At 71.9% G+C, this 25,849-nt stretch carries 21 protein-coding genes, 2 tRNA genes and 1 pseudogene; 6 read left to right on the forward strand and 18 right to left on the reverse strand.

Annotated elements, in window-relative coordinates; genetic code table 11:
• Positions 1–2: 2 nt before the first annotated feature.
• The 4 genes from ABH931_RS03665 to ABH931_RS03680 all read right to left on the reverse strand — a co-directional run bounded on the left by ABH931_RS03665 (position 3) and on the right by ABH931_RS03680 (position 1,621).
• Positions 3–728 (reverse strand): dienelactone hydrolase family protein, encoded by a 726-nt coding sequence (locus tag ABH931_RS03665; RefSeq protein WP_370109792.1) that lies wholly within the window; start codon positions 726–728, stop codon positions 3–5.
• A gap of 82 nt (positions 729–810) precedes the next feature.
• Positions 811–1,398 (reverse strand): HdeD family acid-resistance protein, encoded by a 588-nt coding sequence (locus tag ABH931_RS03670; protein WP_370109794.1) that lies wholly within the window; start codon positions 1,396–1,398, stop codon positions 811–813.
• 48 nt (positions 1,399–1,446) lie between these two features.
• Positions 1,447–1,519: transfer RNA gene (locus tag ABH931_RS03675), tRNA-Asn, on the reverse strand.
• 29 nt (positions 1,520–1,548) lie between these two features.
• Positions 1,549–1,621: transfer RNA gene (locus ABH931_RS03680), tRNA-Asn, on the reverse strand.
• 238 nt (positions 1,622–1,859) lie between these two features.
• On the opposite strand from ABH931_RS03680, the gene ABH931_RS03685 reads away from it, so the two are divergent.
• Both ABH931_RS03685 and ABH931_RS03690 read left to right on the forward strand, forming a co-directional pair.
• Complete coding sequence (locus ABH931_RS03685) at positions 1,860–2,153, forward strand: hypothetical protein (protein WP_370109796.1); 294 nt, start codon at positions 1,860–1,862, stop codon at positions 2,151–2,153.
• A gap of 302 nt (positions 2,154–2,455) precedes the next feature.
• Entirely contained in the window at positions 2,456–3,880 is a 1,425-nt protein-coding gene (locus ABH931_RS03690; RefSeq protein WP_370109798.1) for an FGGY family carbohydrate kinase, read from the forward strand.
• On the opposite strand, the pseudogene ABH931_RS03695 reads toward ABH931_RS03690, so the two are convergent.
• From ABH931_RS03695 to ABH931_RS03730, 8 genes and pseudogenes are all read right to left on the reverse strand, one after another.
• A pseudogene (locus ABH931_RS03695) lies at positions 3,849–4,140 on the reverse strand (ArsR/SmtB family transcription factor); the annotation flags it as partial. The gene ABH931_RS03690 and the pseudogene ABH931_RS03695 sit on opposite strands and share 32 nt — an antisense overlap.
• Positions 4,141–4,338: 198 nt before the next feature.
• Positions 4,339–4,677, reverse strand: a complete 339-nt coding sequence (locus ABH931_RS03700; protein WP_370109800.1) for a P-II family nitrogen regulator — start codon at positions 4,675–4,677, stop codon at positions 4,339–4,341.
• An 89-nt stretch (positions 4,678–4,766) separates the two neighbouring features.
• Positions 4,767–5,921 (reverse strand): sigma-70 family RNA polymerase sigma factor, encoded by a 1,155-nt coding sequence (locus ABH931_RS03705; protein WP_370109802.1) that lies wholly within the window; start codon positions 5,919–5,921, stop codon positions 4,767–4,769.
• Positions 5,922–6,188: 267 nt separating this feature from the next.
• Positions 6,189–8,111, reverse strand: a complete 1,923-nt coding sequence (dnaG, locus tag ABH931_RS03710) for a DNA primase (RefSeq protein WP_370109804.1) — start codon at positions 8,109–8,111, stop codon at positions 6,189–6,191.
• Positions 8,112–8,192: 81 nt separating this feature from the next.
• The gene (locus ABH931_RS03715; protein WP_370109806.1) at positions 8,193–9,458 is read right to left on the reverse strand and encodes an NAD(P)/FAD-dependent oxidoreductase; all 1,266 of its coding nucleotides are present in this window, start codon (positions 9,456–9,458) and stop codon (positions 8,193–8,195) included.
• Positions 9,459–9,563: 105 nt separating this feature from the next.
• On the reverse strand, positions 9,564–10,832 hold the full coding sequence (locus tag ABH931_RS03720; RefSeq protein ID WP_370109807.1) for a deoxyguanosinetriphosphate triphosphohydrolase: 1,269 nt from the start codon (positions 10,830–10,832) through the stop codon (positions 9,564–9,566).
• 36 nt (positions 10,833–10,868) lie between these two features.
• Complete coding sequence (locus ABH931_RS03725; RefSeq protein WP_370109809.1) at positions 10,869–11,240, reverse strand: hypothetical protein; 372 nt, start codon at positions 11,238–11,240, stop codon at positions 10,869–10,871.
• A gap of 66 nt (positions 11,241–11,306) precedes the next feature.
• Complete coding sequence (locus ABH931_RS03730) at positions 11,307–12,308, reverse strand: serine protease (protein ID WP_370109811.1); 1,002 nt, start codon at positions 12,306–12,308, stop codon at positions 11,307–11,309.
• A 285-nt stretch (positions 12,309–12,593) separates the two neighbouring features.
• Here ABH931_RS03730 and ABH931_RS03735 point away from each other — a divergent pair, with 285 nt between their 5' ends.
• Positions 12,594–13,802: an alpha/beta hydrolase gene (locus ABH931_RS03735; RefSeq protein ID WP_370109813.1), complete on the forward strand. Its 1,209-nt coding sequence runs from the start codon at positions 12,594–12,596 to the stop codon at positions 13,800–13,802.
• 234 nt (positions 13,803–14,036) lie between these two features.
• Here ABH931_RS03735 and ABH931_RS03740 read toward each other — a convergent pair whose 3' ends face one another.
• Positions 14,037–14,948, reverse strand: coding sequence for a proteasome assembly chaperone family protein (locus tag ABH931_RS03740; protein WP_370109815.1), 912 nt, complete (start codon positions 14,946–14,948; stop codon positions 14,037–14,039).
• Positions 14,949–15,401: 453 nt separating this feature from the next.
• Between ABH931_RS03740 and ABH931_RS03745 the strand changes: the two genes are divergently transcribed.
• Positions 15,402–16,094 carry a GNAT family N-acetyltransferase gene (locus ABH931_RS03745; protein WP_370109816.1) on the forward strand — a complete coding sequence of 231 codons (693 nt, stop codon included), beginning with the start codon at positions 15,402–15,404 and terminating at the stop codon, positions 16,092–16,094.
• Positions 16,095–16,302: 208 nt separating this feature from the next.
• On the opposite strand, the gene ABH931_RS03750 is transcribed toward ABH931_RS03745, so the two are convergent.
• The 5 genes from ABH931_RS03750 to ABH931_RS03770 form a co-directional block, all read right to left on the reverse strand.
• Positions 16,303–16,746, reverse strand: a complete 444-nt coding sequence (locus ABH931_RS03750; RefSeq protein WP_370109818.1) for a hypothetical protein — start codon at positions 16,744–16,746, stop codon at positions 16,303–16,305.
• 89 nt (positions 16,747–16,835) lie between these two features.
• On the reverse strand, positions 16,836–17,807 hold the full coding sequence (locus tag ABH931_RS03755; RefSeq protein WP_370109820.1) for a hypothetical protein: 972 nt from the start codon (positions 17,805–17,807) through the stop codon (positions 16,836–16,838).
• Positions 17,808–18,219: 412 nt separating this feature from the next.
• Positions 18,220–20,970, reverse strand: a complete 2,751-nt coding sequence (gene ppdK, locus ABH931_RS03760) for a pyruvate, phosphate dikinase (protein ID WP_370109822.1) — start codon at positions 20,968–20,970, stop codon at positions 18,220–18,222.
• Between the two features lie 488 nt (positions 20,971–21,458).
• On the reverse strand, positions 21,459–22,634 hold the full coding sequence (dusB, locus tag ABH931_RS03765; RefSeq protein WP_370109824.1) for a tRNA dihydrouridine synthase DusB: 1,176 nt from the start codon (positions 22,632–22,634) through the stop codon (positions 21,459–21,461).
• A gap of 37 nt (positions 22,635–22,671) precedes the next feature.
• A complete protein-coding gene (locus ABH931_RS03770; protein WP_370109825.1) occupies positions 22,672–23,553 on the reverse strand; it encodes a helix-turn-helix transcriptional regulator in 882 nt (293 codons plus the stop codon).
• Between the two features lie 96 nt (positions 23,554–23,649).
• On the opposite strand from ABH931_RS03770, the gene ABH931_RS03775 reads away from it, so the two are divergent.
• Together ABH931_RS03775 and ABH931_RS03780 are read left to right on the forward strand one after the other, a co-directional pair.
• Positions 23,650–25,173, forward strand: a complete 1,524-nt coding sequence (locus ABH931_RS03775; RefSeq protein ID WP_370109826.1) for an MFS transporter — start codon at positions 23,650–23,652, stop codon at positions 25,171–25,173.
• A 66-nt stretch (positions 25,174–25,239) separates the two neighbouring features.
• The gene (locus ABH931_RS03780) at positions 25,240–25,848 is read left to right on the forward strand and encodes an NADAR family protein (RefSeq protein ID WP_370109828.1); all 609 of its coding nucleotides are present in this window, start codon (positions 25,240–25,242) and stop codon (positions 25,846–25,848) included.
• Position 25,849: the final 1 nt, after the last annotated feature.

Below are 25,849 nucleotides of genomic sequence, written 5' to 3' on the forward strand. Positions count from 1 at the left end.
CGCTACTCCCCGCGCAGCCAGGACTCGATGCGAGCGTACGCGTCGGCGGCCGCCGGGGTGTCGCTGCGCAGGAAGCTGTGCCCGGCGCCCGGGTAGGCGTGGAAGGCGTGCCGTGGGCCCGCCGCCGCCAGGGCCGCGGCGATCTCCCGCTGCTCGTCCGGGCCGATGACGTGGTCCTCGGCGCCGACCAGGTAGAGCAGACGGCCGGAGATCTTCGGCGTGAGAGCGAGCGTCGGCTCGGGACCGGTGACCTGGAGGTCCGGGTTGCCCGTCAGCCAACCGCCGTAACAGACAACCGCGTTGGGGATGTCGAGGGCGGTCGCGGCCAGGTACGTCAGATGCCCGCCGGCGCTCAGCCCGAGCATGCCGGTCACCCGCACGCCACGCCCGTCCAGGGCGGCCAGCGCCGCCGTGACGTCGGCAAGCACGTCGCCACGGGTCAGCTGCGGCAGCAGCTCGAAGCCGCGGGTCCGGCCGGACTCGTCGTGCGGCAGGTCGGCGCCGGGCTGGGAGCGGTGGTAGAAGTCGGGCGCGAGGGCGGTGAAGCCGCGGCGGGCCAGGTCCTCGCAGATGCCGCGCACGTGGTCGTCGACGCCGAACAGCTCCATCGCGACGACGACGCCCGGGTACTCCCCCGGCCCGGCGGGACGGGCCAGACAGCCGCCCATGGACGTGCCGTCGGCGACGGCGATCTCGATGCGCTCGGTGGTGATCTCCTCGGTGGTCATGATCCGAACGTAGGCTCCGCCGGGGGCCTGAGCCAGTAGGCCTTGATCCCGGTACCGAGCACACCCGGTACCGGGATGAGCCTCACACCCCCGACGGGATGGTCTTGGCCCGGCTGCGGATCTGGAACGCGGTCATGATCTCGATCACGCCCATCACCAGCAGCCAGATCCCGGTGAAGACGGTGAGCACGGCGATCGAGTGGAACGGCCAGACCAGCACGACGACGCCGCCGATCGCGGTCAGCACGCCCGCGAAGATCTGCCACCCGCGCGCGGGCATGTACGGGTCGGAGGCGGCGGCCACGGTGTGCGTGATGCCGCGGAAGAGCCAGCCGATACCGATCCACAGCGCCAGCAGCAGGATCGATTCGAGCGCGCCGCGGAAGCAGAACAGGCCGAGCAGGATCGACAACGCGCCGCTGATGAACGCCATCACCCGCAGCGACGTGGAGACATGCGTGCCGAACGCCGCGACCAGCTGGAACACGCCCGCGAGGACGAGGTAGAGCCCGAAGAGCACACCGACGACGGTGAGGGTGGCCTTGGGCCAGGCCAGCACCGCGACACCGAGCAGGAGCGTGAGCACGCCCAGCACCAGCACCACCTGCCACGCGCTCCGGGCGAGCTGCTGCAAAGGGCCGGGCAGGGGGTTTTCCGTCATCTGGTCCATGAGAACCAGGATCGGAGGTGTTCGCGCGCCTCGCGCGCCGAAGAGAGGCTCCCCCAATTGGACTCGAACCAATAACCTGCCGATTAACAGTCGGCTGCTCTGCCAATTGAGCTATGGGGGAATGCACTTGGGCCATGCAATGGTACTGCGCTCCCCCAATTGGACTCGAACCAATAACCTGCCGATTAACAGTCGGCTGCTCTGCCAATTGAGCTATGGGGGATCGTCTCGCCGCTGGCTCCGCCCCGGCGGACCGGCGCGGCGCTTGCTGCGGGTCATACATTAGCGCACGTGGGGGGGTGCTCCGCCAATCCATTGCGGTTCGGGGCCCGCGGCAGGGGGTAGCTGCCTGTGACGGGGCTCTCGCCGTCACCCGGCGGCGCGCCGAACGAGCAGGTCCGCGCCGCCGCGCCTAGGCTCCATCCCGGCGGCAGAGCCACTGAGCAGAAGGGCGGAGGGGTATGCGCAAGCTCACTTTCCTGGCGGGCCTGGCCATCGGTTACGTGCTGGGCACCCGTGCCGGACGGGAGCGCTACGAGCAGTTGCGCCAGGCGGCGCGGGACCTCTCGCAGACGCAGGCCGTCCAGTCGGCGACGCGCAGCGCGAAGTCCGCGGCGGGCAGCGCGGCCTCCAAGGCCGGCCAGGCCGTCGCCGACAAGGTCGGCGACCGCCTCCCGAACGCGGTCACCGACCGCATCCCGTACCTGAACGGCCGCAACACCACCCTCGACGACTGGGACAGCGCCCGCAGCTGAGCTCGCGCTCCCGCAGTCGGTTGCACCACCCCAGGGGCGCGGGGCTCTGCCCGATGACGATGAACTGCGTGCGCGGGCAACCCGCCCGAGGCGGACGGCCCTGTCCGCTCGGGATCTCAAGGCCCTGGGAGGGGGTCCCCCGGCCGAAGGCCGGGGGATTGTCGCGCCCACGCAGGGGGCACCTGCGGGGCGCCTCCCGGCCGAAGGCCGGGGAGGAGCCGCACATCGGCAGAGCCTCGCGCCCCCGGGATGTTGCAACTGAACACCCGCAGAAGAGTTGCCCGATGAGGCATGATCTCGGCATGGCCATCGCTGCGGGCATCGACTGCTCAGCACAGTTCACGAAGATCACCGTCTGCGACACCGACACCGGCGCCGTCCTGCGGGAGAACCGCGCCCCGCACCCCGGCGTGCCCGCCGGAACCTCGCCCGTCGAGATCGACCCGCAGGAGTGGCTGCGGTCGCTCGGCGCGGCAGCCGAAGGCGGGTTGCTGGAGGGGATCGCCGCGATCGGCGTCTCCGCGCAGCAGCAGGGGCTCATCGGGCTGGACGCCGGAGGCGTCCTGGTGCGGCCGGCCATGCTGCGCAACGACCCGCGGGCCGCCTCCGCGGCCGTCGCGCTGGTGGACGAGCTCGGCGGCCCGGCCGCCTGGGCGCACGCCGTCGGCGCGGTCCCGCTGGCCTCCGCGACGATCGCGAAACTGCGCTGGCTCGCGGACAACGAGCCGCAGTCCGCCAAGCGGCTCGCGGAGATCCTGATGCCGCACGACTGGTTGGTGTGGCAGCTGCTCGGTCAGTCCGCCCGCCGGACGACCGACCGCGGCGACGCCTCCGGCACGGGCTACTGGTCCACCGTCGAGGAGCGCTACCGCGGCGACCTCGCCGCGCTCGCGCTCGGGCACGAGCTGCAGCAGTTCCCGACGGTCCTCGGCCCGGCCGACGCCGCGGGACACAGCCCGGAGGGGCTGCTGATCGCGGCGGGCACGGGCACCACCATGGCCACCGCGCTCGGCCTGGGGCTGGGCATCGGCGACGCGATGATCTCGCTGGGCAGCTCCGGGACCGTCCACGCGGTCCACGACCAGGCCGTCAGCGAGCCCGCCGTCTCCACCTACGCCGACGGGACCGGGCGCTTCCTGGCGCAGGTCGTCACGCTCAACGCCGCCCGCGTCCTGCGCGCCACCGCGCTGATGCTCGGCACGGACCTCCAGGGGCTGAGCGAGCTCGCGCTGCGGTCGACGCCGGGCGCGTACGGGCTGGTGCTTCTGCCCTACCTGGAGGGCGAGCGGACGCCGCCGCTCCCCCACGCCGCGGGGACCCTCGCGGGGCTGCGGGTGGAGTCGATGAAGCCGGAGCACCTCGCCCGGGCGGCGGTCGAGGGCATGCTGTGCGGGCTCGCCGAGGCGCTGGACGTGCTGCGCGCCAACGGCGTCGCGGTGCGGCGGGTGTTCCTCACCGGTGTCGCCGGCCGCCTGCCCGCCGTCCAGGCGGCGGCGCCGGGCATTTTCGGTGTGCCGGTGGTGGTCCCCTCCCAGGCGGAGTACGCGGCGATCGGCTCCGCCCGCCAGGCCGCGTGGTCCCTCGCGGGCACCCAGGAGCCGCCGACCTGGGAGCCGCCGTCCCCGCACACCCTCCTGGAGCCCGGCGACGACGCCCCGGTCGGTGGCGCGGTCCGCGCGCAGTTCGCGGCCGTCCTCAAGCGCACCCACCCGGAGCTGGGGCGGTAGCCACACCCTGGGCGTCCAGCAGCGCCCGGCCGACGGCCGTCCGGGTGGTAGAGCACCGACCGCCCCACGCGGCGGCGACCGACCAGTCCGGCCTCGCGCAGGACGCGGAGGTGGCGACCGACGGACCCCAGCGGCAGACCGGTGAGAGCCACCAGCTGGGTGGTGCTCTTCGGCGTATCCAGAAGCGCGAACAGCCGGGCCCGACCCGGACCCAGCAGCGCGCTCAGGGCACGCGGCACGGGGCGGGCCCCGCCGTCCGCTCACCCCGGAGGAGCTCGGCGGTCAGACGCTCGGCCTGCACGGCTCCGGCATGCTCGCGATGCAGGGCACGGGTGCGGCGATGGCCGGAACACTGGCCCAACTCACCTAGCCCGTAGCCGGGATGACCTCGACCGCCACCGCCTCGCTGACGGTGACACTACTGCTGGCGAGCAGGTGCGAAGGGCCCTGTCCCGTGCCTAGACCGCGTCGGGGCCGCGTTCGCCGGTGCGGACGCGGACGACGGTGTCGACCGGGACCGCCCAGACCTTGCCGTCGCCGATCTTGCCGGTGCGGGCCGCGGTGGCGATCGCCTCCATCACCGCGTCGGCGTCGGCGTCCTCGACGACGACCTCCAGGCGGGCCTTGGGCACGAGGTCGATGCGGTACTCCGCACCGCGGTAGACCTCGGTGTGGCCGCGCTGCCGGCCGTAGCCGCTGGCCTCGGTGACCGTCAGGCCGTGGACGCCCATGCCGGTCAGCGCCTCGCGGACCGCATCGAGGCGGAACGGCTTGATGACGGCGGTGATCAGCTTCATGGCACGGGCCTTGTCGGACGGACGGGTGCGGCCCCGTGATCGTACGCGGTCCGCGACGGGACGGCCACACCCGCACCCGCCTGCCGTAACTAGTCGAGATAGCCCCGCAGTTGGTCGGCGAAGGCATGGTCGCGCAGCTTGTTCAGGGTCTTGGACTCGATCTGCCGGATGCGCTCGCGGGTGACCCCGAAGAGCCGGCCGATCTCCTCCAGCGTGCGCGGCCGGCCGTCGATCAGGCCGTAGCGCAGCTGCACCACCTTGCGCTCCCGCTCGCCCAGCGTGCTGAGCACCGCCTCCAGGTGCTCGCGCAGCAGCAGGAAGGCGGCGGACTCCACCGGGGAGGCGGCGTCGCCGTCCTCGATCAGGTCGCCGAGGGCCACGTCCTCCTCCTCGCCGACGGGGGCGTGCAGGGAGACCGGCTCCTGGGCCAGCCGCAGCACCTCGCTGACGCGCTCCTCCGGCAGCTCCAGCACCGCCCCGACCTCGGCGGTCGTCGGCTCCATGCCGCGCTCCTGGAGCAGCTGCCGCTGCACCCGCACCACGCGGTTGATCAGCTCCACGACGTGGACCGGCACCCGGATGGTGCGGGCCTGGTCCGCGAGCGCGCGGCTCATCGCCTGGCGGATCCACCAGGTGGCGTAGGTCGAGAACTTGTAGCCACGGGTGTAGTCGAACTTCTCCACCGCGCGGATCAGCCCGAGGTTGCCCTCCTGGACCAGGTCCAGCATCGTCAGGCCCCGGCCGACGTAGCGCTTGGCCACGGAGACGACCAGCCTCAGGTTCGCCTCCACCAGCCGCCGCTTGGCGATGCGGCCGCGCACGACGAGCTGGTCGAGCTCGTCGGCGAGCCGGTCCTCGACGGTCTCGTGATGGAGCGCCAGGTACTCCTCGGCGAAGAGCCCGGCCTCGACGCTGCGGGCCAGCTCGACCTCGTCGGCGGCGGTCAGCAGCGGGATCCGGCCGATCTCGCGCAGGTACTGGCGGAACAGGTCCGCCGCCGGGCCGCCGGAGTCGTCCAGGGCGGGCAGCGGCGGCTCGTCCGTCTCGACGGCCACCAGGTCGGCGGGCGTGGGCCCGGCGGGCGGCACCGGGCCCGACGTCGCCGGGTCGGGCGTGGGCTCCACGGGTGCGGACTCCGCGGAGGTGCGCTGCGTCGGCACGGTCGGGGCGAGGGAGACGGGCGAGGGCGCAGGTGCGTCGAGGGTCGATGGGTACACGGCCGTGGCGGCAAGTTCCACGTCCATCCCTTCCGGCGCCGGAGGACGCCCCGGTGAAGGGGCCGGCGCCTGCTCGGGAGCGGCTACGGGGGCACGCGGCAGCGGGACGTGGGGAGGGTTCTCGTCACCCTGCGTCCGGGAAGCCTGGGGCACGGCGCCGCCGGAGTCGGCGGGCCGCGGCTGAGAGGAGTGAGGCACCGAGAACCAGTGTGGAGCAGTCAGGGGGCGCAGGCAGAGACCCGTGCGGAGAGTTTCTGTGAAGGAGCGGTCACCGAGGGTGAGAGCGACGCACCGTCAGAGTGCGGCAGCCCCACGGGAACGCAACTCCCCCTCGTACTGCTGGAGACCCCACAGCTCCCGCTGGATCGCTTCTGTCTGCTCGTGCGACGCGTTCGGGCCCAGCCGCTGCAGCTGGACGCGGCAGGCCGCCACCCGGCGGGCCACGGCCTGGAGCCGCAGCCTGACCAGGAACTCCCCCGCGTAGACGACGTCCGGCGCGCGCCGGGTCCGGACCGGCTCGACGGCCAGCTCGGTGATCAGGCCGCGCACGGCGTCGTCCGGGGCGACCTCGCGCAGCACGTCCACCCAGATGTCGGCGGCCGCGGCGCCCGCGGTCACCCCGCCACCCGCCGTGATCGCCTCACGGACGGCGGCGTAGGGCGGCGTCATGAACTCGTCCGGCGCGAAGACGTCCAGGATCGGCGAGACCAGCACCGGGAACTGCACGGCCAGCTTCAGCAGTTCGCGCTCCACGAACTGCTGCGGGTTGCGCGCGTCCAGCCGGAACGCGGGCCGGGCGGGCGCGGCCGGCTGCGGCGGAGCCTGCCCGGGACGGAGCGGCTGCTGGCGCTGCTGCGGGCCGCGGACGTTCCGCTGGCGCTCGGCGGCCCACTGCGCGACCTGCTGCACCCGGCGCACGACGAACCGCTCGTCGAGGATGCCGAGCATGCCGGCCAGCTGCACGGCGTACTCGTGCCGGATCGAGGCGTCCTTGATCTGGGCCACGATCGGCGCGCACGCGTCCAGCGCGGCGGCCCGGCCCTCGGCGCTGTCGAGGTTGTGCCGGGCGACGGTGGAGCGGATCGCGAACTCGAACAGCGGCGAGGCGCGGTCGATCAGGTTCCGCACCGCCTCGTCGCCCTCACCGATCCGCAGCTCGCACGGGTCCATCCCGCCGGGCGAGACGGCGATGAGCGTCTGCGCGGCGAACTTCTGGTCGTCCTCGAAGGCGCGCAGCGCGGCCTTCTGTCCGGCGGCGTCACCGTCGAAGGTGAAGACGACCTTGGCGTCGCTGCCGTTGGTGTCGAGGAGGAGACGCCGAAGGATCTTGATGTGCTCCTCGCCGAAGGCCGTGCCACAGGTCGCCACGGCGGAGCTGATGCCCGCGAGATGACAGGCCATCACGTCGGTGTAGCCCTCGACGACGACGGCCCGCCCGGAGCGGGCGATCTCCTTCTTGGCGAGCTCCACCCCGTACAGGACGAGGGACTTCTTGTAGAGCGGCGTCTCGGGCGTGTTCAGGTACTTCGGCCCGTTGTCGTCCTCGCGCAGGCGGCGCGCGCCGAAACCGACGACCTCGCCGGTCAGGTCCCGGATCGGCCAGATCAGCCGGGCCCGGAACCGGTCCATCGGGCCGCGCCGGCCTTCGGAGCAGATGCCGGAGGTGAGCAGTTCCTTGTCGGTGTAGCCCTTGCCCCGAAGCAGACGGGTCAGGTTCTCGAACCCGCCGGGCGCATAGCCGACCCCGAAGTGCGCGGCGGCCTCACGCTCGAAGCCGCGTTCCTTGAGGAAGCGGCGGCCGATCTCGGCCTCGGGGCTGTTCAGCTGCTCCTGGAACCAGGCGGCCGCGAGCCGGTTGATCTCCAGCAGCCGCGTCCGCTCGCCCTGCTGCCGCCCGGGGACGTACGAGCCGCCCTCGTAGCGCAGCGTGATGCCGACCTGCGGCGCGAGGCGCTCCACCGCCTCCACGAAGGAGAGGTGCTCGATCTTCATCACGAAGCCGAGGGTGTCGCCGCTCTCCTGGCAGCCGAAGCAGTTGTAGACGCCCTTGGAGGGGTTCACGTAGAAGGAGGCGGACTTCTCGTCGTGGAAGGGGCACAGCCCCTTCATCTGCCCGCCGCCCCCGTTGGCGAGCTGGACGTAGTCCCCGACCACGGCGTCGATCCGCAGCGCGGCTTTCACCGCCTGCACGTCTTCGTCCCTGATCCGTCCCGCCACCCGTGAAGTCTACGGCCGGTTGCACTCCCCAGGGGCGCGAGGCTCTGCCGATACCCGGCTCCGCGCCCCCGGAGGGTGCCACTACAGCAGGGATTCCAGCGGAACCGTCGGATCGGCCAGGCGCTCCGGGTCGATCGGGGTGCCGGCCCTCACCAGGGCCTGGATCGGGGCCGTGACATCCCACACATTCACGTTCATCCCCGCGACCACGCGGCCCTCCGCGGTCTGCCAGAACGCGATGAACTCGCGCTTGCCCGCGTCACCGCGGACCACGACCCGCTCGTAGCCGCCGGGGGCGGCGAACCCGGAGTACTCCATGCCGAGGTCGTACTGGTCCGTGAAGAAGTAGGGCACCCGGTCGTAGACGACCTCCTGGCCCAGCATGGACCGCGCGGCGGCCGGGCCGCCGTTCTGCGCGTTGGCCCAGTGCTCGACCCGAAGGCGGCGGCCGAAGAGCGGGTTGAACGCGCAGGCGACGTCGCCCGCCGCGAAGACGTCCGGGTCGGAGGTGCGCAGGGCCGCGTCCACCGCGATGCCGCCGCCCTCCTCGCGCGGGGCCAGCTCCAGGCCCGCCTGCTCGGCGAGCGCCGTCTGCGGGACCGCGCCGACGCCGACGAGGACGGCGTGCGCGGGGTGCTCCTGGCCGTCGGCGGTGTGGGCGGCCAGCACCATGCCGTCGCGGCCCTCGATCTCGGTGACCGTCGCGCCGAAGTGGAACTTCACCCCGTGGTCCTGGTGCAGCCGGGCGAAGAACTCGCCGAGCTCGGGGCCGAGGGCCGCCTGGAGGGGCGTGCTCATCGGCTCGACGACCGTCACCTCCGCGCCGTAGCCGCGGGCCGCGGCGGCGACCTCCAGGCCGATCCAGCCCGCGCCGACGATCACCAGGGTGCCGTTCTCGCGGCCGAGCGCCTGCAGCGTCGCCCGCAGCCGCTCGGAGTCGGCGAGGCGCCGCAGGTAGTGGACGCCGCCGAGGCCGATGCCGGGGATGTCGAGGGCGCGCGGCGCGGAGCCGGTGGCCAGCAGCAGCTTGTCGTAGCCGAGGACGTCGCCGTCGCCGCCGAGACGCAGCTCGTGCGCGGCCCGGTCGATGGCGACGACGGGCTGGCCGAGGTGCAGCTCGACGTCGTGTGCCGCGTACCAGGCGGAGTCGTGGACGAAGACCTCGGCACGCTCGCTGGTGCCGTTCAGGTAGCCCTTGGAGAGAGGGGGCCGCTCGTAGGGATCGTCGCGTTCCTCGCCGATCAGTATCACCCGGCCGTCGAAGCCCTCCGCGCGCAGCGTCTCCGCCGCCTTCGCGCCGGCCAGTCCGCCTCCGACGATCGCCATCGTCGCGTGCGAGCCCACCATGTCCGCTCTCCTCCGGGGGTTCTTCGGTGGATGTGGATGTCCCAGTGAGCCTCCCGCATGCTCACCCTGAGGTGAAGAGGGCGTCACTGATCGGTCGTCAAGATCTCATGATGACTTCGTGAGCGCCCGGTGCCGGGCCAGCGCGGAGGCGTCGGTCAGGGTGGCGATCTGGTCGATCACCGCGCGCAGGCGGCCGGCGTCGTCGGACGCCTCCTCGTAGAGCGTGCGGAAGACCGGGTCGAGGCCCTCGGGCGCCATCCGGACCAGGGCCTCCGCGAGCTCGCCGATGACCACCCGCTGGCGGCGGCGCAGCTGCTCCTGGTCCTCACGCTGCATCACGTACCGGTGGGCGACGGCCTTGAGCATCGCGCACTCCAGCCGCACCTCGCGCGGGACGATCAGGTCGGCGCGGTAGCGGGTCAGCGGGCCGTCACCGAAGGCGGCGCGGGTGGCCGCCTCGGCCGAGGTGCAGAAGCGGCCGATCAGCTGGCTGGTGGCGTCCTTCAGCCGGGCCTGGGCTCGGGCCGAACCGTCGTACTGGTGCGGCCACCACTCCTCCGCGCGCAGGCGGTCCAGCGCGTCCGCGAACTCCTCCGGCTCGGCGTTGGGCGCGTAACGGGCGGCCACCGCGTACAGCTCCTCCCGCTCGCTCGGCGAGCCGAGCGCGGCGGGGCGGATGTGGCCGGCGTGCAGCCCGTCCTCGACGTCGTGGACGGAGTAGGCCACGTCGTCGGACCAGTCCATCACCTGCGCCTCGAAGCAGCGCTTGTGGCCGGGCGCGCCCTGGCGCAGCCAGGTGAAGACCGGCACGTCGTCGGCGTAGACGCCGAACTTGTGGGGCAGCTCGGGGTGTTCGCCGCGCGCCCACGGGTACTTGGTGGCGGCGTCGAGGGTGGCCCGGGTGAGGTTCAGGCCGACGCTGACCGGGCGGCCGTCGGCCTCGGCGTGCGGAACGAAGCGCTTGAACTCCAGCCGGGTCAGGATGCGCAGCGACTGGGCGTTGCCCTCGAAGCCGCCGCACGCCTGGGCGGCCTTGTCGAGTGCCTCCTCGCCGTTGTGCCCGAAGGGCGGGTGGCCGATGTCGTGGGCGAGACAGGCGGTCTCGACGAGATCCGGATCACAACCGAGCGCGGCGCCGAGCTCCCGGCCCACCTGCGCGCACTCGAGGGAGTGGGTCAGCCGGGTGCGCGGGAAGTCGCTCTCCAGTGGCGCGACCACCTGCGTCGTCCCGGCGAGCCGCCGCAGCGCGGCGGAGTGCAGGACGCGCGCGCGGTCCCGCTGGAACGCGGTGCGCCCGGGGCGCTTGTCCGGCTCCTCCACCCAACGCGCCTGCGCGGCGGGACTGTAGCTGGTGACCTGCGCGGTTTCGTCCATCCCCAGCACGGTAACGCGTGGGACCGACACGGCGGGTCAGGCTCGCACAGGGCGCTGCCAGGCGAGCAGGCGCTTCCAGCGCGGGAGCTCGGTGAAACAGGTGAGGACGGCGAGGGCGGTGACCACGACGGCGAGCCAGGGCCAGAACAACAGCCAGGCCGCGGCCACGGCGCCGCCGAGTTCGGCGAGGACCATGAGGACGGTCGCCCACCCCGGCACGGCGATATTGGTCCCCGGCTTGTCGCCGGGTGTCTGGAAGACGGCCGGGACGCCGATCAGCAGCACGTCCACGCCGATCGCGGCCGGTATCGAGTGGGGCCACAGGGCGATCGGCAGGCCGATCCAGCCCACCAGCTCCAGCCCGGCCCGCAGCGCGGTGGCGTACCAGGGCTCCTTGTACGGCTCCATCGAGACTCCCCCATCCGACGATCGCGGGGGAAGCGTAGCGTCCGAACGGCCGTACCGAGACGGGTTCTACGGACTCGCGGAGAGGGACGGCGAGGCGACCGCTCCCGAGGGCGAGGGGGAGGCGGAGGGCGACGGCGCCCCCGCCGTCACCGCCTGGCCGTACAGCGCCTGGACCCGGTCGCCGAAGTACACCGCATAGGAGACGTCGTCGTTGTCGCCGCCCTCCTGGTACCCGCCTATGACGCCGACCAGGGTGCCGAGACCGGTGCGCGGGTCGATGCCCTCCAGCAGCGGTCCGCCGCTGGTGCCGTCGGTGAAGCCGTTGCAGTCGAACTCGGACTGCGTGGCGCTGTAGGCGGTGAGGGTGTTCAGGCAGGAGATCGGCCGGTCGGTCTCACCCGGGTAGCCCACGACGCCGACGGTGGTCGGCCGGCTCACGCCGAAGGCGATCCGCTCCGCGCCGACCTGGTCCTCGATCCGGGCGGTCGGGTCGCCGTCCTTGTGGACCACGACGAAGGCGACGTCGGAGTCCGGGTCGCTGTTGGCAGCCCAGTGCGTGTCGATCATGATCGCCGTGGAGCGCCACAACCCGAACGGGTGCTGCCCGTCGTGGTAACCGGGCGCGAAGACCACGTCGGAGGGGTTGGGCGAGCCCTGCGCCGGGTCGCTCAGACAGTGGGCGGCGGTCGCCACCACGTCGCCGCCGGGCGAGTGGACGACGCTCGCGGTGCAGTAGTGGTGGCTGTAGGTGCTGTCGTCCGGATAGAACAGCACGCCCACGGCAGGCAGTCCGTCGAACGGCGTACTGTGCCCGTTCGGCGTGGCCTGCGCCCCGGCGAGCGACGCCGGGACGTTCGCGGCGGGACCCGGCAGCCCCGACGCGACCGGCATCGCCCGGCGCCCCTTGTCCGTCGGGGCGAGCGCCTGCGCGTCCCCGGCGTTCGAGCCCGAGCCGATCCCCCCGTGGACCAGGACCAGCCCGAAACAGACGGCGAATGCCAGCAGACCCAGCGCGCGGGAGGCGCCGCGCAGCTGGGCTCTGTTCGGTCCGCCGAAGTTGAGCCGCATCCGGCCGATGATAGGCAGGCCTCCCGGGGGGCTGTCGAGAGTGCGGGCGCAGGTGGCTTCGCGTGTCGCGTCGGTCACAGCGCTGCTCTCGCTCTCGCTCACAAGGTCACAGGATGCCTCACCCGTGCGACAGTTCTGTCACGAACCGCCCGGAACGGACAGGTAAGAGCTTTTCGCTCACCCGGCGCGGCTAACGTGCACGAGGGTGGGAGCGGTGCTGAGTGAACAGCCGGAACCCTCCGTAGTCTGTCCAGCAGCGTCCAGCAGTGAAGAGAGAACGGGACTGTGAGCCTCACCGGCACCGCCTTCTTCTACACCTTGATCGCGGCGACGGTGGTTGCCGTCGTGGTGACCATGGTCGCCTGGGGTGCCGTCCGTGGTCCCAAGGCCCTCCGCACGCTCACGCGGCTGGCACTGATCGGCCTGTGCCAGGTCACGGCGATCGCCGTGGTCGCGGTGTGGATCAACAACGCCAACGGCCTCTACTCCTCCTGGAGCGACCTGTTCGGCCAGCAGGACAACGCCGGCGTCGGCGTGAGCGCGGACGGTTCGACCACGCAGGTGGCCTCGTTCACCGGCGGGCCCAGCGGCTTCCAGCGCACCGTCCTGCACGGCCAGGCCTCGGGCCTGACCGGCGAGGTGCTGGTGTGGACGCCGCCGCAGTACGACGACCCGCAGTACAAGAACTACTCGTTCCCGGTCGTCGAGCTGCTGCACGGCTACCCCGGCTCCCCCGAGACGTGGCTCAAGGGCGGCGGCATGCCAGGCCCGCTGACCTACCTGATGGCGCAGGGCAAGATGAAGCCCGCGATCATCGTGGTCCCGCGGATCAACCCGAACGGCGTCAACACCGACTGCACGGACGTCGGCAAGGTCCGCAACGGCACCTGGCTGGACACGGACGTGCCGAACCTGGTGAAGAAGGACTTCCGCGTCCTCGGCGACGCCCACGGCTGGGGCCTGGTCGGCGACTCCACCGGCGGCTACTGCGCGGCCAAGCTGGTCCTGCAGCACCCCGACCGCTTCGGCGCGGCGGTCGCGCTCAGCCCCGACGACTTCCGCGGCGACCCGACGACGATCCGCGACAAGGCGGTCCTTGCGGCGCAGAACCCGATGGCGCTGATCAAGAAGGCCGGCCCGCAGGCGGACGTCTCCATCCTGATCGCCACGACGGCCCAGGACCGCTACAGCTCCCCCGCGAACGCGCAGGCGCTGCGCGCGGCGGCGAAGTTCCCGGTGACGGTGGAGGCGCCGATCGTCCTGAAGGACGGCGGCCACAACTGGGGCACCTGGGCCTCGCTCTTCCCGGTCGTCTTCCCCTGGCTGAGCCAGCAGCTGGACGCCCCGACCCTGGTCCAGCCGGCGGCGCCGAGCCCGGTCCACTCCCAGCCCGCCAAGCCCGGCTCCAAGCCCGGCCCCCAGCGCCCGGCCAAGCCGAACACCCAGCACACCGCCGTCAACGGCACCGCGACGGGCGCGCACACGCGCAACTAGCAGTTGCACCACCCAGGGGGCGCGAGGCTCTGCCGGTGTGCGGCTCCTCCCCCAGCCTTCGGCCGGGAGGTGCGCCCTGCGTGGGCGCGACAATCCCCCAGCCTTCGGCCCGAGGTGCCCCCTGCGGATGGTCCGGGGCGCGCAGGGCCATCCGCGTAGGCGGGTTTCTCGCGCCCACGCGGCGCAGCGGCATATCGGCAGAGCCCCGCGCCCCCTTGAGTGCCCTACGGGCCCTTACTCGGTGTCGCCCTGCTCGGCGAGGAACTCCTCGAAGGCGCGGCCGAGCTCGTCCGCCGAGGGCAGGTCGACCGGCTCCGCCATGAGGTTCTCGCGGTCCGCGGCCCCCGCCACCGCGTCGTACTGCTGCTCCAGCCCGCTGATCGCGGACCGCAGCTCCGCGTCGCCCTCCGCGATCTGGCGGTCGACGTCCTCGCGGACCTCGTCCGTACGCGCGCGCAGGCCCGTGCCCGGAAGAACCAGGCCCGTCGCACGCTGGATGGCCTCCAGGACCGCCACAGCGGCCTGCGGGTAGGGCGTCCGCGCCAGATAGTGCGGGACGTGCGCGGCGAAGCCCAGGACGTCGTGGCCGGCCTCGTCGAGGCGGAACTCGAGCATGCCGCCCGCGCTGCCCGGCACCTGGACCTGCTCGAACCAGCGCGGGAACGCGCCGATCAGGTCCTTGCGGTTGCCGTGCGGGGTCATCCCCGTCGGGCGGGTGTGCGGCACGCCCATCGGGACGCCATGGAAGGTGACCGCGAGGCGCACGCCCAGCCGCTCCACGACCTGGACGACGGCCGCGGCGAACCGCTCCCACTCCACGTCCGGCTCGGGGCCCGTGAGCAACAGGAAGGGCGCTCCGACGGCGTCGTGGACCAGGTGCAGGTCGAGCGCGGGGGCGTCGTAGGAGGCCCAGTGGTCGCGGTCGAAGAGCATCGTGGGCCGGCGGGCCCGGTAGTCGACCAGGCGGTCCGCGTCGAAGCGCGCGATCAGCCGGCGCTCCGGGTCCTCCAGCAGTTCGGCCACGATCTGCTCGCCGGTCTCCCCGGCGTCCATGAAGCCGTCGAAGAAGTGCAGCAGGATCGAGGCGTCCGCGGACAGCTCCTCGGCGTCCGCCTCGAACGCGTACAGCCCCTCCGGTTCCAGCACCTGGATCCCACTTCCTTGCTCAGGCTGTCGAAACAGCATCCACTACCCTGGTTCCAGCATCCCGGAACCCTGGTTCATTCCCCAATTCGGAGTGCGGAGCACGGCCATGCGCCCCGCGGACACGCCGTGCACGTCGGATTCGCGCGGCTGGGGTGACTTAGCCCCTCAGGCCGGGTATGGTCCTCTCGCTGCACTCCACTCTGGCACCAGATAGGCTGCGTGGAGAACGCCGCAGAACATTTGCAGAACCCTCGCAGAACCCCTCGCTTCGCACCTTGCCTTCACCTGGCCGCCCGCTGTCCTTCGCGCTCTCGTTCCCGCCTCGGCCATTTTCCGGACACACACTGTCCCCTCGCTCCCCGCACGCCTCACGGCGAACGCGATCCGTCGCCGTACCCACGGCTGCCGGGGCGCACCTTTCCCGACCCCACGCGCCGAAGGACATCAGGCCCCGTGCCCGTACCCGTCTTCCTCTGCGGCCGCACTGTGCGGCTGGAGCCGCTCACCGAGCAGCACATCGAGGCCCTTGCCGCGGCCGCGGCAGAGGACCGATCTAGCTATGCGTTCACGCCCGTGCCGCACGGCATCGAGGCGACGGAACGTTACGTCAGTGACGCGCTGGCCGCGCAGGCGGCGGGCCGCGCCCTCCCCTTCGCCACGGTCAGAGCGAGCGACGGTCTGGTCGTGGGGTCGACCAGATTCACCGAGCTGGACTACTGGCAGGGCCCGGTGATCTGGCCGCCGGCCCCCCGCGGCCCCGTGGGCGATCCGCTCACGGCGATCCCCGACGCGACCGAGATCGGCGCGACGTGGCTGTCCGCCCGGGCGCAGGGCACCGGCATCAACACCGAGGCCAAGCTCTTGATGCTGCGTCACGCCTTCGAGACGTGGGGCGTGCGCAGGGTCTCCATGCGCGCCGACGCCCGCAACATGCGCTCGCGCGCGGCGATCGAGCACCTCGGCGCGGTCCTGGAGGGCGTGCACCGGATGCACACCCGCGGCCTGGACGGCATGGTGCGCGGCACGGCCTTCTACTCCATCCTCGACGAGGAGTGGCCGGAGGCCCGCACGGCGCTGGAACAGCGCGTCCACCGCGGCCCCAGCACCCACCACCACGTGGCAGCCCGCCCGCTCATCTCGGCGTAGCCGAGCCCTCAGGGACGCCGGGCTCCGCCGATGTGCGGCTCCTCCCCCAGCCTTCGGCCGGGAGGTACCCCCTGCGTGGGCGCGACAAGCCACCCACGGCGGATGGTCCGGGGCGCGCAGGGCCATCCGCACGCCGGTGGTTGCTCGCGCCACGCGGCGGAGCCGCGTATCAGCAGAGCCTCGCGCCCCTTGGGTAGTGCAACGTCCCTCAGCCCTTGACGACGACGGTGACCGTCCAGCGCGCGCCGGACGGTGCCGTGCTCGTGAGCTGCGACGTGCCGTCGGCCGTGCCGACGAACATCGCCGGTGTCACGCCCAGTGGCGCGGTCATCACGCCGGTGCTCGTCGGGGCGAGGACGCTGCCGGTGGCCTGGACGGGAGTCCAGACGTCGGCGGACTTCGCCGCCGTGAGGAAGATGTCGAGGCGCTGCCCGCGCGGCAGGCAGTAGACGCCGTGCTGCTGCTCCGTCAGTTCACCGGCCGAGTGCGGAAGCACGGGATCGGGGAGCTTGGCGCACGCGGGCAGCACCGTCGGCGAGGGGTTCGCGGTGGCCGGGGACGCGGCCGGGGCGGCCGCAGGCGCCGCGGCGCCGCTGCAGGCGGCGAGAAGGACGATCGCCGCCAGCGGCAGCACACCCAGGGCTCGGTTCACGGCGGACTCCTCGGACGAAGAAGCGGCCGAAGGCCGGGCCCGCCCCGGGGAGGGGTGCGCGGACCCGGCCTTCGACGTCGGACACGACGTCAGTGCTGGTTGGTGGCGCTGGTGTAGGAGGTCACGCAGCCACCGGCGTTGCTGTTGAAGTTGTTGCTCCACAGCGACTGCACGGCGAAGTTCGCGCCGTTCAGGCCGATGATCGACGACGCGCCCTGGCCGCTGGAGATCCAGGCGCACTTGTCGCCGGTCTCGGCGCCGGTGCTGTCGACCCAGCCGCTGCTGGGCGCGGGGTCGGTCAGCGTCTCGGCGTACTCGTGGCCGCCGACGATGGTGATGCCCTCGTCCGCGCCGTTCACACCGGAGGAGCCGGTGGCGACGAAGTTCGCGCCGCAGCCGGAGCCGGCGTCGGTGATGTACGGCATGTTGGTGTAGGGCAGGTCCGCGCCGTTGCTCGCGGTGGTGTGGTCGTGCCAGGCGCAGTACTGGGTCTTGAAGCCCGAGGGCACCACGCCGTGCGGCAGGTCGACGACGACCTGGACGTTGTCGCCGGAGATCCCGAAGTGCGTCGCGGCCTTGACCGCCTCGGCGGCGATCTGCGCGGTGGACGGACGGCTCGGGGCCTTGGCAGAGCTGTCCAGCCAGGTGCCGCCGAGCGGGCTCGACGCGGGGTGGCCCACGTGCGTGCCGGAGGTGCCGCACTGGGTGGTTCCGGTGGCGACCCCCTGGCAGTACTGGGTCTGCGAGGTGAAGAAGGTGTCGCCGCTGCCGTAGGCGTGCGAGAAGAAGCTCTGCTGCAGCGCGACCTCACCCGACGGGTCGTTGGTGACGCTGGAGGTGCCCCACTGGTTGCCCCAGTAGACGTAGTAGACGGTCGGGGCGGTGACGACGTTGCCGCCGCCGTAGGCGAGGTTGCCGCCGGTGGCCGTGGCCGCCGTCTTCGCGGCGTGCGGGTTCATGTGGTGGGGGGCGAGCTCGCTGGCGCCGGCAGGAGACGCGATGGCAAGACCGGCGACGGCGAGCGCGGTAGCGGCGCCGGCGACGAGTGCGGAACGAAGCACGGTGGTGCCCTTCTCGAACGGGGGAGAACCGGAGGGCTGTGCAACGCCGCTGGCCAGGCGGCTCGTTGGTGTCACCACGAAGGGGGGTGCGCTGTTGCTTCCCGAGACGTTAGGCGATCCGACAGAGCACGTTCAAGAGGTCGTCACCATGGTCAGAGCGAACTCTGAGGTTCCGGAAATCACCTGTTGACACGGGCACACAAAAGCCCGGGCGGGAACGGACGCCGTTGTCCGTTCCCGCCCGGGCGGGTGTCCGTCGCGGCTACTCTGCGCCGAGCTCCGCGACGGAGCAGGTGCGGGCAGCGGCCCCTCCCCCTTGCATCAACGAACCGCCTTGGTCGGGGACGGTGTGACGTAGGAGGGGCGTACCTCGCGCTGGCACCCGGTGAGGTGAAGACCGGGTGAGGGTTTGTCAGCGCGAGTCGCTGCCCGCCGTCTCGATGGCGGCGCGGCCTGCCTCCAGGCGCGCCACCGGGATCCGGAAGGGCGAGCAGGACACGTAGTCCAGGCCGACCTCGTGGAAGAAGTGGACGGAGTCCGGGTCGCCGCCGTGCTCGCCGCAGACGCCGAGCTTGAGGTCCGGACGGGTCCTGCGGCCCTCGATCGCGGCGTTGCGGACGAGGGCGCCCACGCCGTCGCGGTCGATGGTCTCGAACGGGGAGACCCCGAAGATGCCCTTCTCCAGGTAGGCGGTGAAGAAGCTGGCCTCGACGTCGTCGCGGCTGAAGCCCCACACCGTCTGGGTCAGGTCGTTGGTGCCGAAGGAGAAGAACTCGGCGGCCTCGGCGATCTGACCGGCGGTCACCGCGGCGCGCGGCAGCTCGATCATGGTGCCGAGCGCGATCTTCAGGTCGACGCCGGTCTTGGCGGAGACCTCGGCGAGCACCTTCTCGGCCTCGTCGCGGACGATCTCCAGCTCCTGGACGGTGCCCACCAGCGGGATCATGATCTCGGCGCGGGGGTCGCCGGCGGCGAGCTTGCGCTCGGCCGCGGCCTCGGCGATCGCCCGGACCTGCATGGCGAACAGGCCGGGGATGACCAGGCCGAGGCGGACACCGCGCAGACCCAGCATCGGGTTCTGCTCGTGCAGGCGGTGGACCGCCTGGAGCAGGCGCAGGTCGTTCTCGTTCGGGTCCTTGCGGGCCTCGGCGAGCGCGACGCGCACCGACAGCTCGGTGATGTCGGGCAGGAACTCGTGCAGCGGCGGGTCCAGCAGGCGGACGGTGACCGGCAGGCCGTCCATGGCCGTGAAGAGCTCGACGAAGTCGGTCTTCTGCAACGGCAGCAGGACGGAGAGCGCGGCCTCGCGGTCGGCGTCGTTGTCGGCCAGGATCAGCCGCTCGACCTCCTTGCGACGCTCCTCGCCGAGGAACATGTGCTCGGTGCGGCACAGTCCGATGCCCTGGGCGCCGTAGCGGCGGGCGCGCGAGGCGTCCTCGGAGTTGTCGGCGTTGGCGCGCACCCGCAGGCGGCGGACCGAGTCGGCGTGGGAGATGATCCGGTGGACCGCCTTGACCAGGCCGCCCTCCTCGTCGGCGCCGGCGTGCAGGGTGCCCTCGAAGTACTCGACGACGGGGCTCGGTACGACCGGTACCTCGCCGAGGTACACCTTGCCGGTGGAGCCGTCGATCGAGATCAGGTCGCCCTCCTCGACGACCCGGCCGTCGGCGGTGGTGAACCGGCGCTTCTTGGTGTCGACCTCGAGCTCCTCGGCGCCGCAGACACAGGTCTTGCCCATGCCGCGGGCGACGACGGCGGCGTGCGAGGTCTTGCCACCGCGCGAGGTCAGGATGCCCTGGGCGGCGATCATGCCGTCGAGGTCGTCCGGATTGGTCTCCCGGCGGACCAGGATGACCTTCTCGCCGGAGCGGGACCACTTGACGGCGGTGTAGGAGTCGAAGACGGCCTTGCCGACCGCGGCGCCCGGCGAGGCGGCGATGCCACGCCCGATCTTCTCCACCTTCGTGTTCTCGTCGAAGCGCGGGAACATCAGCTGGGCGAGCTGCGCGCCGTTCACGCGGTGCAGCGCCTCGTCGAGGTCGATCAGGCCCTGGTCGACCAGCTGGACGGCGATGCGGAAGGCGGCGGCCGCGGTGCGCTTGCCGACGCGGGTCTGCAGCATCCAGAGCTTGCCGCGCTCGATGGTGAACTCGATGTCGCACAGGTCCCGGTAGTGGTTCTCCAGGGTCTGCATGATGGTCATGAGCTCGTCGTAGGAGTTCTTGTCCAGCTGCTCGAGCTCGGCCAGCGGCAGGGCGTTGCGGATGCCGGCGACGACGTCCTCACCCTGCGCGTTGGAGAGGTAGTCGCCGTAGACGCCCTGGTGGCCGGAGGCGGGGTCGCGGGTGAAGGCGACGCCGGTGCCGGAGTCCTCGCCCAGGTTGCCGAAGACCATGGAGCAGACGTTGACGGCCGTGGCCAGGTCGTGCGGGATGCGCTCCTGGCGGCGGTAGAGCTTGGCGCGGTCGCTGTTCCACGAGTCGAAGACCGCGTGGACGGCGAGGTCGAGCTGCTCGCGCGGGTCCTGCGGGAAGTCGCGGCCGGCGTGGTCCTTGACGATCTGCTTGAACGTCGCGACCAGGGCCTTCAGATCGGCGGCGTCCAGGTCGAGGTCGTTGACGGTGCCCTTGGCGCGCTTGGCGGAGTCCAGCGCCTCCTCGAACAGCTCACCCTCGACGCCCAGCACGGTCTTGCCGAACATCTGGACCAGGCGGCGGTAGGAGTCCCAGGCGAACCGCTCGTTGCCGGACTGCGCGACCAGGCCCTGCACGGAGGCGTCGGACAGGCCGATGTTGAGGACGGTGTCCATCATGCCGGGCATGGAGAACTTGGCGCCGGAGCGCACCGAGACGAGCAGCGGGTCGCCGGCGTCGCCGAGCTTCTTGCCCATCTGCGCCTCGAGGGCGGCGAGGTGCGCGCTGACCTCGTCCCGCAGGGAGGCCGGCTCGCTGCCGGTCTCCAGGTAGACCTTGCACGCCTCGGTGGTGATGGTGAACCCCGGAGGGACGGGGAGACCGAGGTTGGTCATCTCGGCGAGGTTCGCACCCTTTCCGCCGAGAAGGTCCTTGAGGTCCTTGTTGCCTTCAGTGAAGTCGAAGACGAACTTTTCCTGAGTGGCCACGAGCCTCTCCTGCCGCACGGTTGCCCTGATGCCGGAGAACATACCCAGATCAAAGGCTCTTGGCTGCCCCAGATAGGCCGTCAGTGGCTGGTACCGACCGGTAACCCGCGAGATCGAAAGCCCGGAATCGGGCTTTGCCTGCGAAAGTAAAATCGTCGTCCTGACGCTAGCGTGCCTTCATCTGTTGAACCCAGACAACCTCCGATCTCACACGTCCGCAACCGGACGACAGCGCAACGCTACGAACAGGTTGCATTGGCTTGATCCTTTGCACGCAAGCGGCCGGTCGCCTCGTCGGTCTCGTTCGGGAACCGTTTCACACCCCTCCCCACCTGCGGTTTTATGTCCATCTGACGCAAAGTGACCGCGAATGTGGCCGGAGTCACGCCGCACGAGGGGCTCCGTCTCACCCCTTGTCCGTATCCCGTCTCACCCTGCGTCGCCCGCTGTCCACTCTGTGCCACCGAACGGCCACGGCCCGCCTTGGAAACCAAGGCGGGCCGGTGCGGTCGTGCGCGGTCGCGGGGTCGTCACCCCCCGGAGGTGTCCAGTTCCGCGTCCGCCGAGGGGACCGCGCAGTCGTAGGGGTCGTCCAGCCAGCCCTCGGGCAGGACCACCCGGTTGGCACCGGAGGTGCGGCCGCGCGGGCCGTCGGCGCTGTCGGGCCAGGCCTGCTCCTGGTCGACGCGGGAGAGCAGCTCCTCCAGCTCGCTCAGCGAGGAGGCGGTCGCCAGGCCGTTGCGCAGCTCCGAGCCGACCGAGAAGCCCTTGGTGTACCAGGCGACGTGCTTGCGGAAGTCGACGACGCCGTGCTTCTCGTCCCCGATCCACTCCCCCAGCAGCTCCGCGTGGCGCAGCATCGTCCTGGCGACGTAGCCGAAGTCGGGGCGGGCGTAGTCGATCCTGCCCTGGAAGACCGAGACCAGCTCCTTGAACAGCCACGGGCGGCCCAGGCAGCCGCGGCCGACCACGACGCCGTCGCAGCCGGTCTCGCGGACCATGCGGGCCGCGTCGTCGGCGGACCAGATGTCTCCGTTGCCCAGCACCGGCACGTGCGCCGGGACGGCCTCGCGCAGGCGGGCGATGGCGGACCAGTCGGCCTCGCCGCTGTAGTGCTGGATGGCGGTGCGCCCGTGCAGGGCGATCGCGGCCACGCCCTCCTCCGCGCCGATGCGGCCGGCGTCGAGATAGGTGATGTGGTCCTCGTCGATGCCGATGCGCATCTTCATCGTCACCGGGAGGTCGCCCGCGTTGCCCACGGCCTGGCGCAGGATCTCGCGCAGCAGGTTGCGCTTGTACGGCAGGGCCGAGCCGCCGCCCTTGCGGGTGACCTTGGGGACCGGGCAGCCGAAGTTCAGGTCGATGTGGTCGGCCAGGTCCTCCTCGGCGATCATCCTCGCCGCGCGGCCGACGGTCTCCGGGTCCACCCCGTAGAGCTGGATCGAGCGCGGCTGCTCGCTCGGGTCGAAGTGGATCAGGTTCATGGTCTTGGCGTTGCGCTCGACCAGGGCCCGGGTGGTGATCATCTCCGAGACGAAGAGCCCCTTGCCGCCGCTCTGCTCCCGGCACAGCGTGCGGAAGGGCGCGTTGGTGATCCCCGCCATCGGCGCGAGCACGACCGGCGGCCACACCGTGAGCGCCGAGCCCAGCTTCAGCGGGGCGGCGGTGAGCGGCGCGGCGGCGACGGCGGTGTCCGTGCTGGTCATCCCGGGCAGTCCTTCGAAACGGCGGCAGGCAGAACCCCTATTGTCCCATTGCCGCCAGCTGCTCCACGCGGGCCTTGGTCACCGGGTCCGCGGGGATGTAGGTGATCATGCGGTAGCCGGGGCGCGGCCCGAGCCAGAGGTTGGTGTACTCGAAGTTCAGCAGGCCCACCTCGCTGTTGAGGAAGCGCTTGGTGCCCTCCGAGGTGCCGGTCACGTCGTGGCGCTCCCACGCCTCGGCGAACTCGGGCGAGGCCAGCAGCAGCCGCTTGAGCAGCGACTTGTAGGCGGGCTCGGCCACGTGCTCGGCCAGCGTGACCCGGAACTTGGCGGTCATGTGCCGGGCCGCCTGGTCCCAGTCCACCAGCAGCTCGCGCCAGGCCGGGTCCGTGAAGGCCAGCCAGAGGAGGTTGCGCTGGTCGGCCTCGAACCGCTCCAGTCCGCCGCACAGGCGGGAGTAGACCTCGTTCCAGCCGATGATGTCGAAGCGGGCGTTGACCACCACCGCCGGCATCGGTGCGAGCTGGTCCAGGATCGCGCGGACCGCCGGGGTCACCACCGGGCACTCCCGCGTCGCGCTGACCGGGTCGGGCACACCGGCCAGGGCGAACAGGTGCTGCCGCTCGACCTGGTCCAGCAGCAGGCCGCGCGCGATCGCGTCCAGCACCTGGCCGGAGACCTGGATGTCGCGCGCCTGCTCCAGCCACGTGTACCAGGTGACCCCGACGGCGGCGAGCTGCGCCACCTCCTCGCGGCGCAGCCCCGGCGTGCGGCGGCGGCCGACGGCGGGCAGGCCGACCTGCTCGGGCGAGATCCGCTCGCGCCGGCTGCGCAGGAACGCGCCGAGCTCACGTCGGCGCAGGTCGTCGGGCCTGCCGAGCGGGGCGACGAGTTGCAGGGTGGACGCGGGTGCCGTTGTCATGTATTCCAGAATGCGTCCGAATTGATCCCGTTGCCAGGTACTCCTGATACCTGGATAACCAGACACTGGTACCTGGCTACGGACCGGCGGACAGTAATGGACGTGACCACCAACACCACACCCCAGCAGACCGCCGGGACGCCTACCCGGGCCAACGTCCTGCCGCGTGTCACGCGCATCAACGGCAGCCCGGCCCCGGCCGCTGCTCCCGCCGCCTCCTCCGGCACGTCCGGCACGTCCGGCCGACTCAGCACCCTGGGCCTGGTCACCGTCCTGCTCGGCGCCTTCCTGCCGATGCTGGACTTCTTCATCGTCAACGTCGCCCTGCCCACCATCGACAAGGACCTGTCGGCGGGCCCGGCGACCCTGGAGCTCTTCGTCGCCGGCTACGGCATCGCCTACGCCGTGCTGCTCGTCCTCGGCGGCCGGCTCGGCGACCTCTACGGGCGCAAGAAGCTGTTCGTCGCGGGTGCGCTGCTCTTCGGCCTCACCTCACTGGCCTGCGGTTTCGCCCCCACCGCGCTGGCGCTCGTCGCCGCCCGCGTCGCCCAGGGCGCCTCGGCCGCGCTGATGCTGCCGCAGGCGCTGGCCACCATCCAGGCCGCGACCGAGGGCGAGCGCCGGGCCAAGGCCATGGGCGTCTACGGCGCGGTCGGCGGCATCGCCGTCGTCATCGGCCAGGTGCTCGGCGGCGTGCTGCTGTCGGCGAACCTGTTCGGCACCGGCTGGCGCTTCATCTTCCTGGTCAACGTGCCGGTCGCGATCGTCGCGGTGCTGCTGGCGCTGCGCACCGTCCCGGAGACCCGGTCCGCCAACCCGGCCCGCGTCGACATCCCCGGCACGGTCCTGCTGGCCGGAGCGCTGCTGTCGCTGCTGGTCCCGCTGATGGAGGGCCGCTCGCTGGGCTGGCCGGTGTGGACCTGGGTGCTGCTGGCGCTCTTCCCCTTCCTGCTCACCGCGTTCGTCGCCGTCGAGCTGCGCGGCGAGCGTCGCGGCGAGGTGCCGCTGGTCCCGATCTCGCTGCTGCGGCTGCGCGGTCTGAAGATCGGCCTGACCATGGCCGTCCCGTTCTTCGCGGGCTTCGGCGGCTTCATGATGGTGATGGCCGTGGCCCTCCAGGTCGGGCTGCACGAGGGGCCGATCGCCTCCGGCCTGGCCATGGTGCCGATGGCCGCCGGCTTCTTCGCCGCCTCGCTCGCCGGACCGCGCCTGCTCTCCCGCTTCGGCTCCCGCGTCATCGTCACCGGCACCGTCATCCAGGCCGTCGGTCTCGGGACGCTGGCCCTGACCGTCGCAGGCGACTGGTCCGGCATCAGCCCCTGGGTCCTGCTCCCCGGCATGGTGATCGCCGGCACCGGCCAGGGCCTGGTCATGCCGCCGCTCATCCGTCTGGTCCTGAGCCAGATCCCGGTCGAGCGCGCGGGCGTCGGTGGCGGCATCCTGGCCACCACCCAGCAGTCGGCCCTCGCCCTGGGTGTCGCCACCCTCGGCACGCTCTTCCTCTCCCTCTCCCCCTCGATGGGTATGCGGGACGCGCTGACTCTGGTGCTGACCCTCCAGTTCGCGGCGACCTTCCTGGTCATCGGCCTGGCGACGCGCCTGCCCCGCAAGGTCGGGTGAGCGTGGTGAGCGGCCCTGTGGATAACCCTTCGCCCGCTGTCAGTGCCGGGTGCCAGGATCACGGGCATGGACGCGAACGACATCACCACCCACGACCACCCGGCGCCGATCCACCCCGCACAGGCCCGTAGCCGGGACGCGCTGGCCGCCCTCGTGGCGGCCGGCGCGCGTCCGAAGTGGCTGATGTTCTGGGGGCATCAGCCGCAGCGGGACGGCTCGGTCGGGCAGGGATCGCTGAGCCAGTGGTGGCCGTGCCGGTTCGAGATCGACGAGGTCGAGTACGCCAGCGCCGAGCACTGGATGATGGCGGCCAAGGCCCGCCTCTTCGGTGACGAGGCGTCGGTGCCGGCGATACTCGCGGCCCGCACCCCCGCCGAGGCGAAGGTGCTGGGCCGCAAGGTCACCGGCTTCGACGAGGACCGCTGGGAGGCCGAGCGGTTCGAGCTCGTCGTCCGGGGCAACGTGGCCAAGTTCGGGCAGGACCCCGCGCTGCGGGAGTACCTGCTCGGCACGGCCAACCGCGTCCTGGTCGAGGCCAGCCCCCGCGACCGGGTCTGGGGCATCGGGCTCGGCGCCGCCAACGAGGCGGCCACCGACCCCCAGCGCTGGCGCGGCCTCAACCTGCTGGGCTTCGCGCTGATGGAGGCCCGGCAGCGGCTGGCCGCCGCCGGTTAGG

This window comes from Streptacidiphilus sp. MAP12-33 (assembly GCF_041261265.1).
Classification (GTDB): Bacteria; Actinomycetota; Actinomycetes; order Streptomycetales; family Streptomycetaceae; genus Streptacidiphilus.

What these genes read in the sequence shown, in the direction of transcription:
- ABH931_RS03685 (WP_370109796.1), top strand. Translation starts at nt 1,860, where the DNA reads ATGCGCAAGCTCACTTTCCTGGCGGGCCTGGCCATCGGTTACGTGCTG.
- ABH931_RS03715 (WP_370109806.1), bottom strand. Translation starts at nt 9,458, where the DNA reads ATGGTGGGCTCGCACGCGACGATGGCGATCGTCGGAGGCGGACTGGCC.
- ABH931_RS03690 (WP_370109798.1), top strand. Translation starts at nt 2,456, where the DNA reads ATGGCCATCGCTGCGGGCATCGACTGCTCAGCACAGTTCACGAAGATC.
- ABH931_RS03700 (WP_370109800.1), bottom strand. Translation starts at nt 4,677, where the DNA reads ATGAAGCTGATCACCGCCGTCATCAAGCCGTTCCGCCTCGATGCGGTC.
- ABH931_RS03665 (WP_370109792.1), bottom strand. Translation starts at nt 728, where the DNA reads ATGACCACCGAGGAGATCACCACCGAGCGCATCGAGATCGCCGTCGCC.
- dusB (WP_370109824.1), bottom strand. Translation starts at nt 22,634, where the DNA reads ATGACCAGCACGGACACCGCCGTCGCCGCCGCGCCGCTCACCGCCGCC.
- ABH931_RS03770 (WP_370109825.1), bottom strand. Translation starts at nt 23,553, where the DNA reads ATGACAACGGCACCCGCGTCCACCCTGCAACTCGTCGCCCCGCTCGGC.
- ABH931_RS03725 (WP_370109809.1), bottom strand. Translation starts at nt 11,240, where the DNA reads ATGGAGCCGTACAAGGAGCCCTGGTACGCCACCGCGCTGCGGGCCGGG.
- ABH931_RS03780 (WP_370109828.1), top strand. Translation starts at nt 25,240, where the DNA reads ATGGACGCGAACGACATCACCACCCACGACCACCCGGCGCCGATCCAC.
- ABH931_RS03670 (WP_370109794.1), bottom strand. Translation starts at nt 1,398, where the DNA reads ATGGACCAGATGACGGAAAACCCCCTGCCCGGCCCTTTGCAGCAGCTC.
- ppdK (WP_370109822.1), bottom strand. Translation starts at nt 20,970, where the DNA reads ATGTTCTCCGGCATCAGGGCAACCGTGCGGCAGGAGAGGCTCGTGGCC.
- ABH931_RS03730 (WP_370109811.1), bottom strand. Translation starts at nt 12,308, where the DNA reads ATGCGGCTCAACTTCGGCGGACCGAACAGAGCCCAGCTGCGCGGCGCC.
- ABH931_RS03720 (WP_370109807.1), bottom strand. Translation starts at nt 10,832, where the DNA reads ATGGACGAAACCGCGCAGGTCACCAGCTACAGTCCCGCCGCGCAGGCG.
- ABH931_RS03775 (WP_370109826.1), top strand. Translation starts at nt 23,650, where the DNA reads ATGGACGTGACCACCAACACCACACCCCAGCAGACCGCCGGGACGCCT.
- ABH931_RS03705 (WP_370109802.1), bottom strand. Translation starts at nt 5,921, where the DNA reads ATGGACGTGGAACTTGCCGCCACGGCCGTGTACCCATCGACCCTCGAC.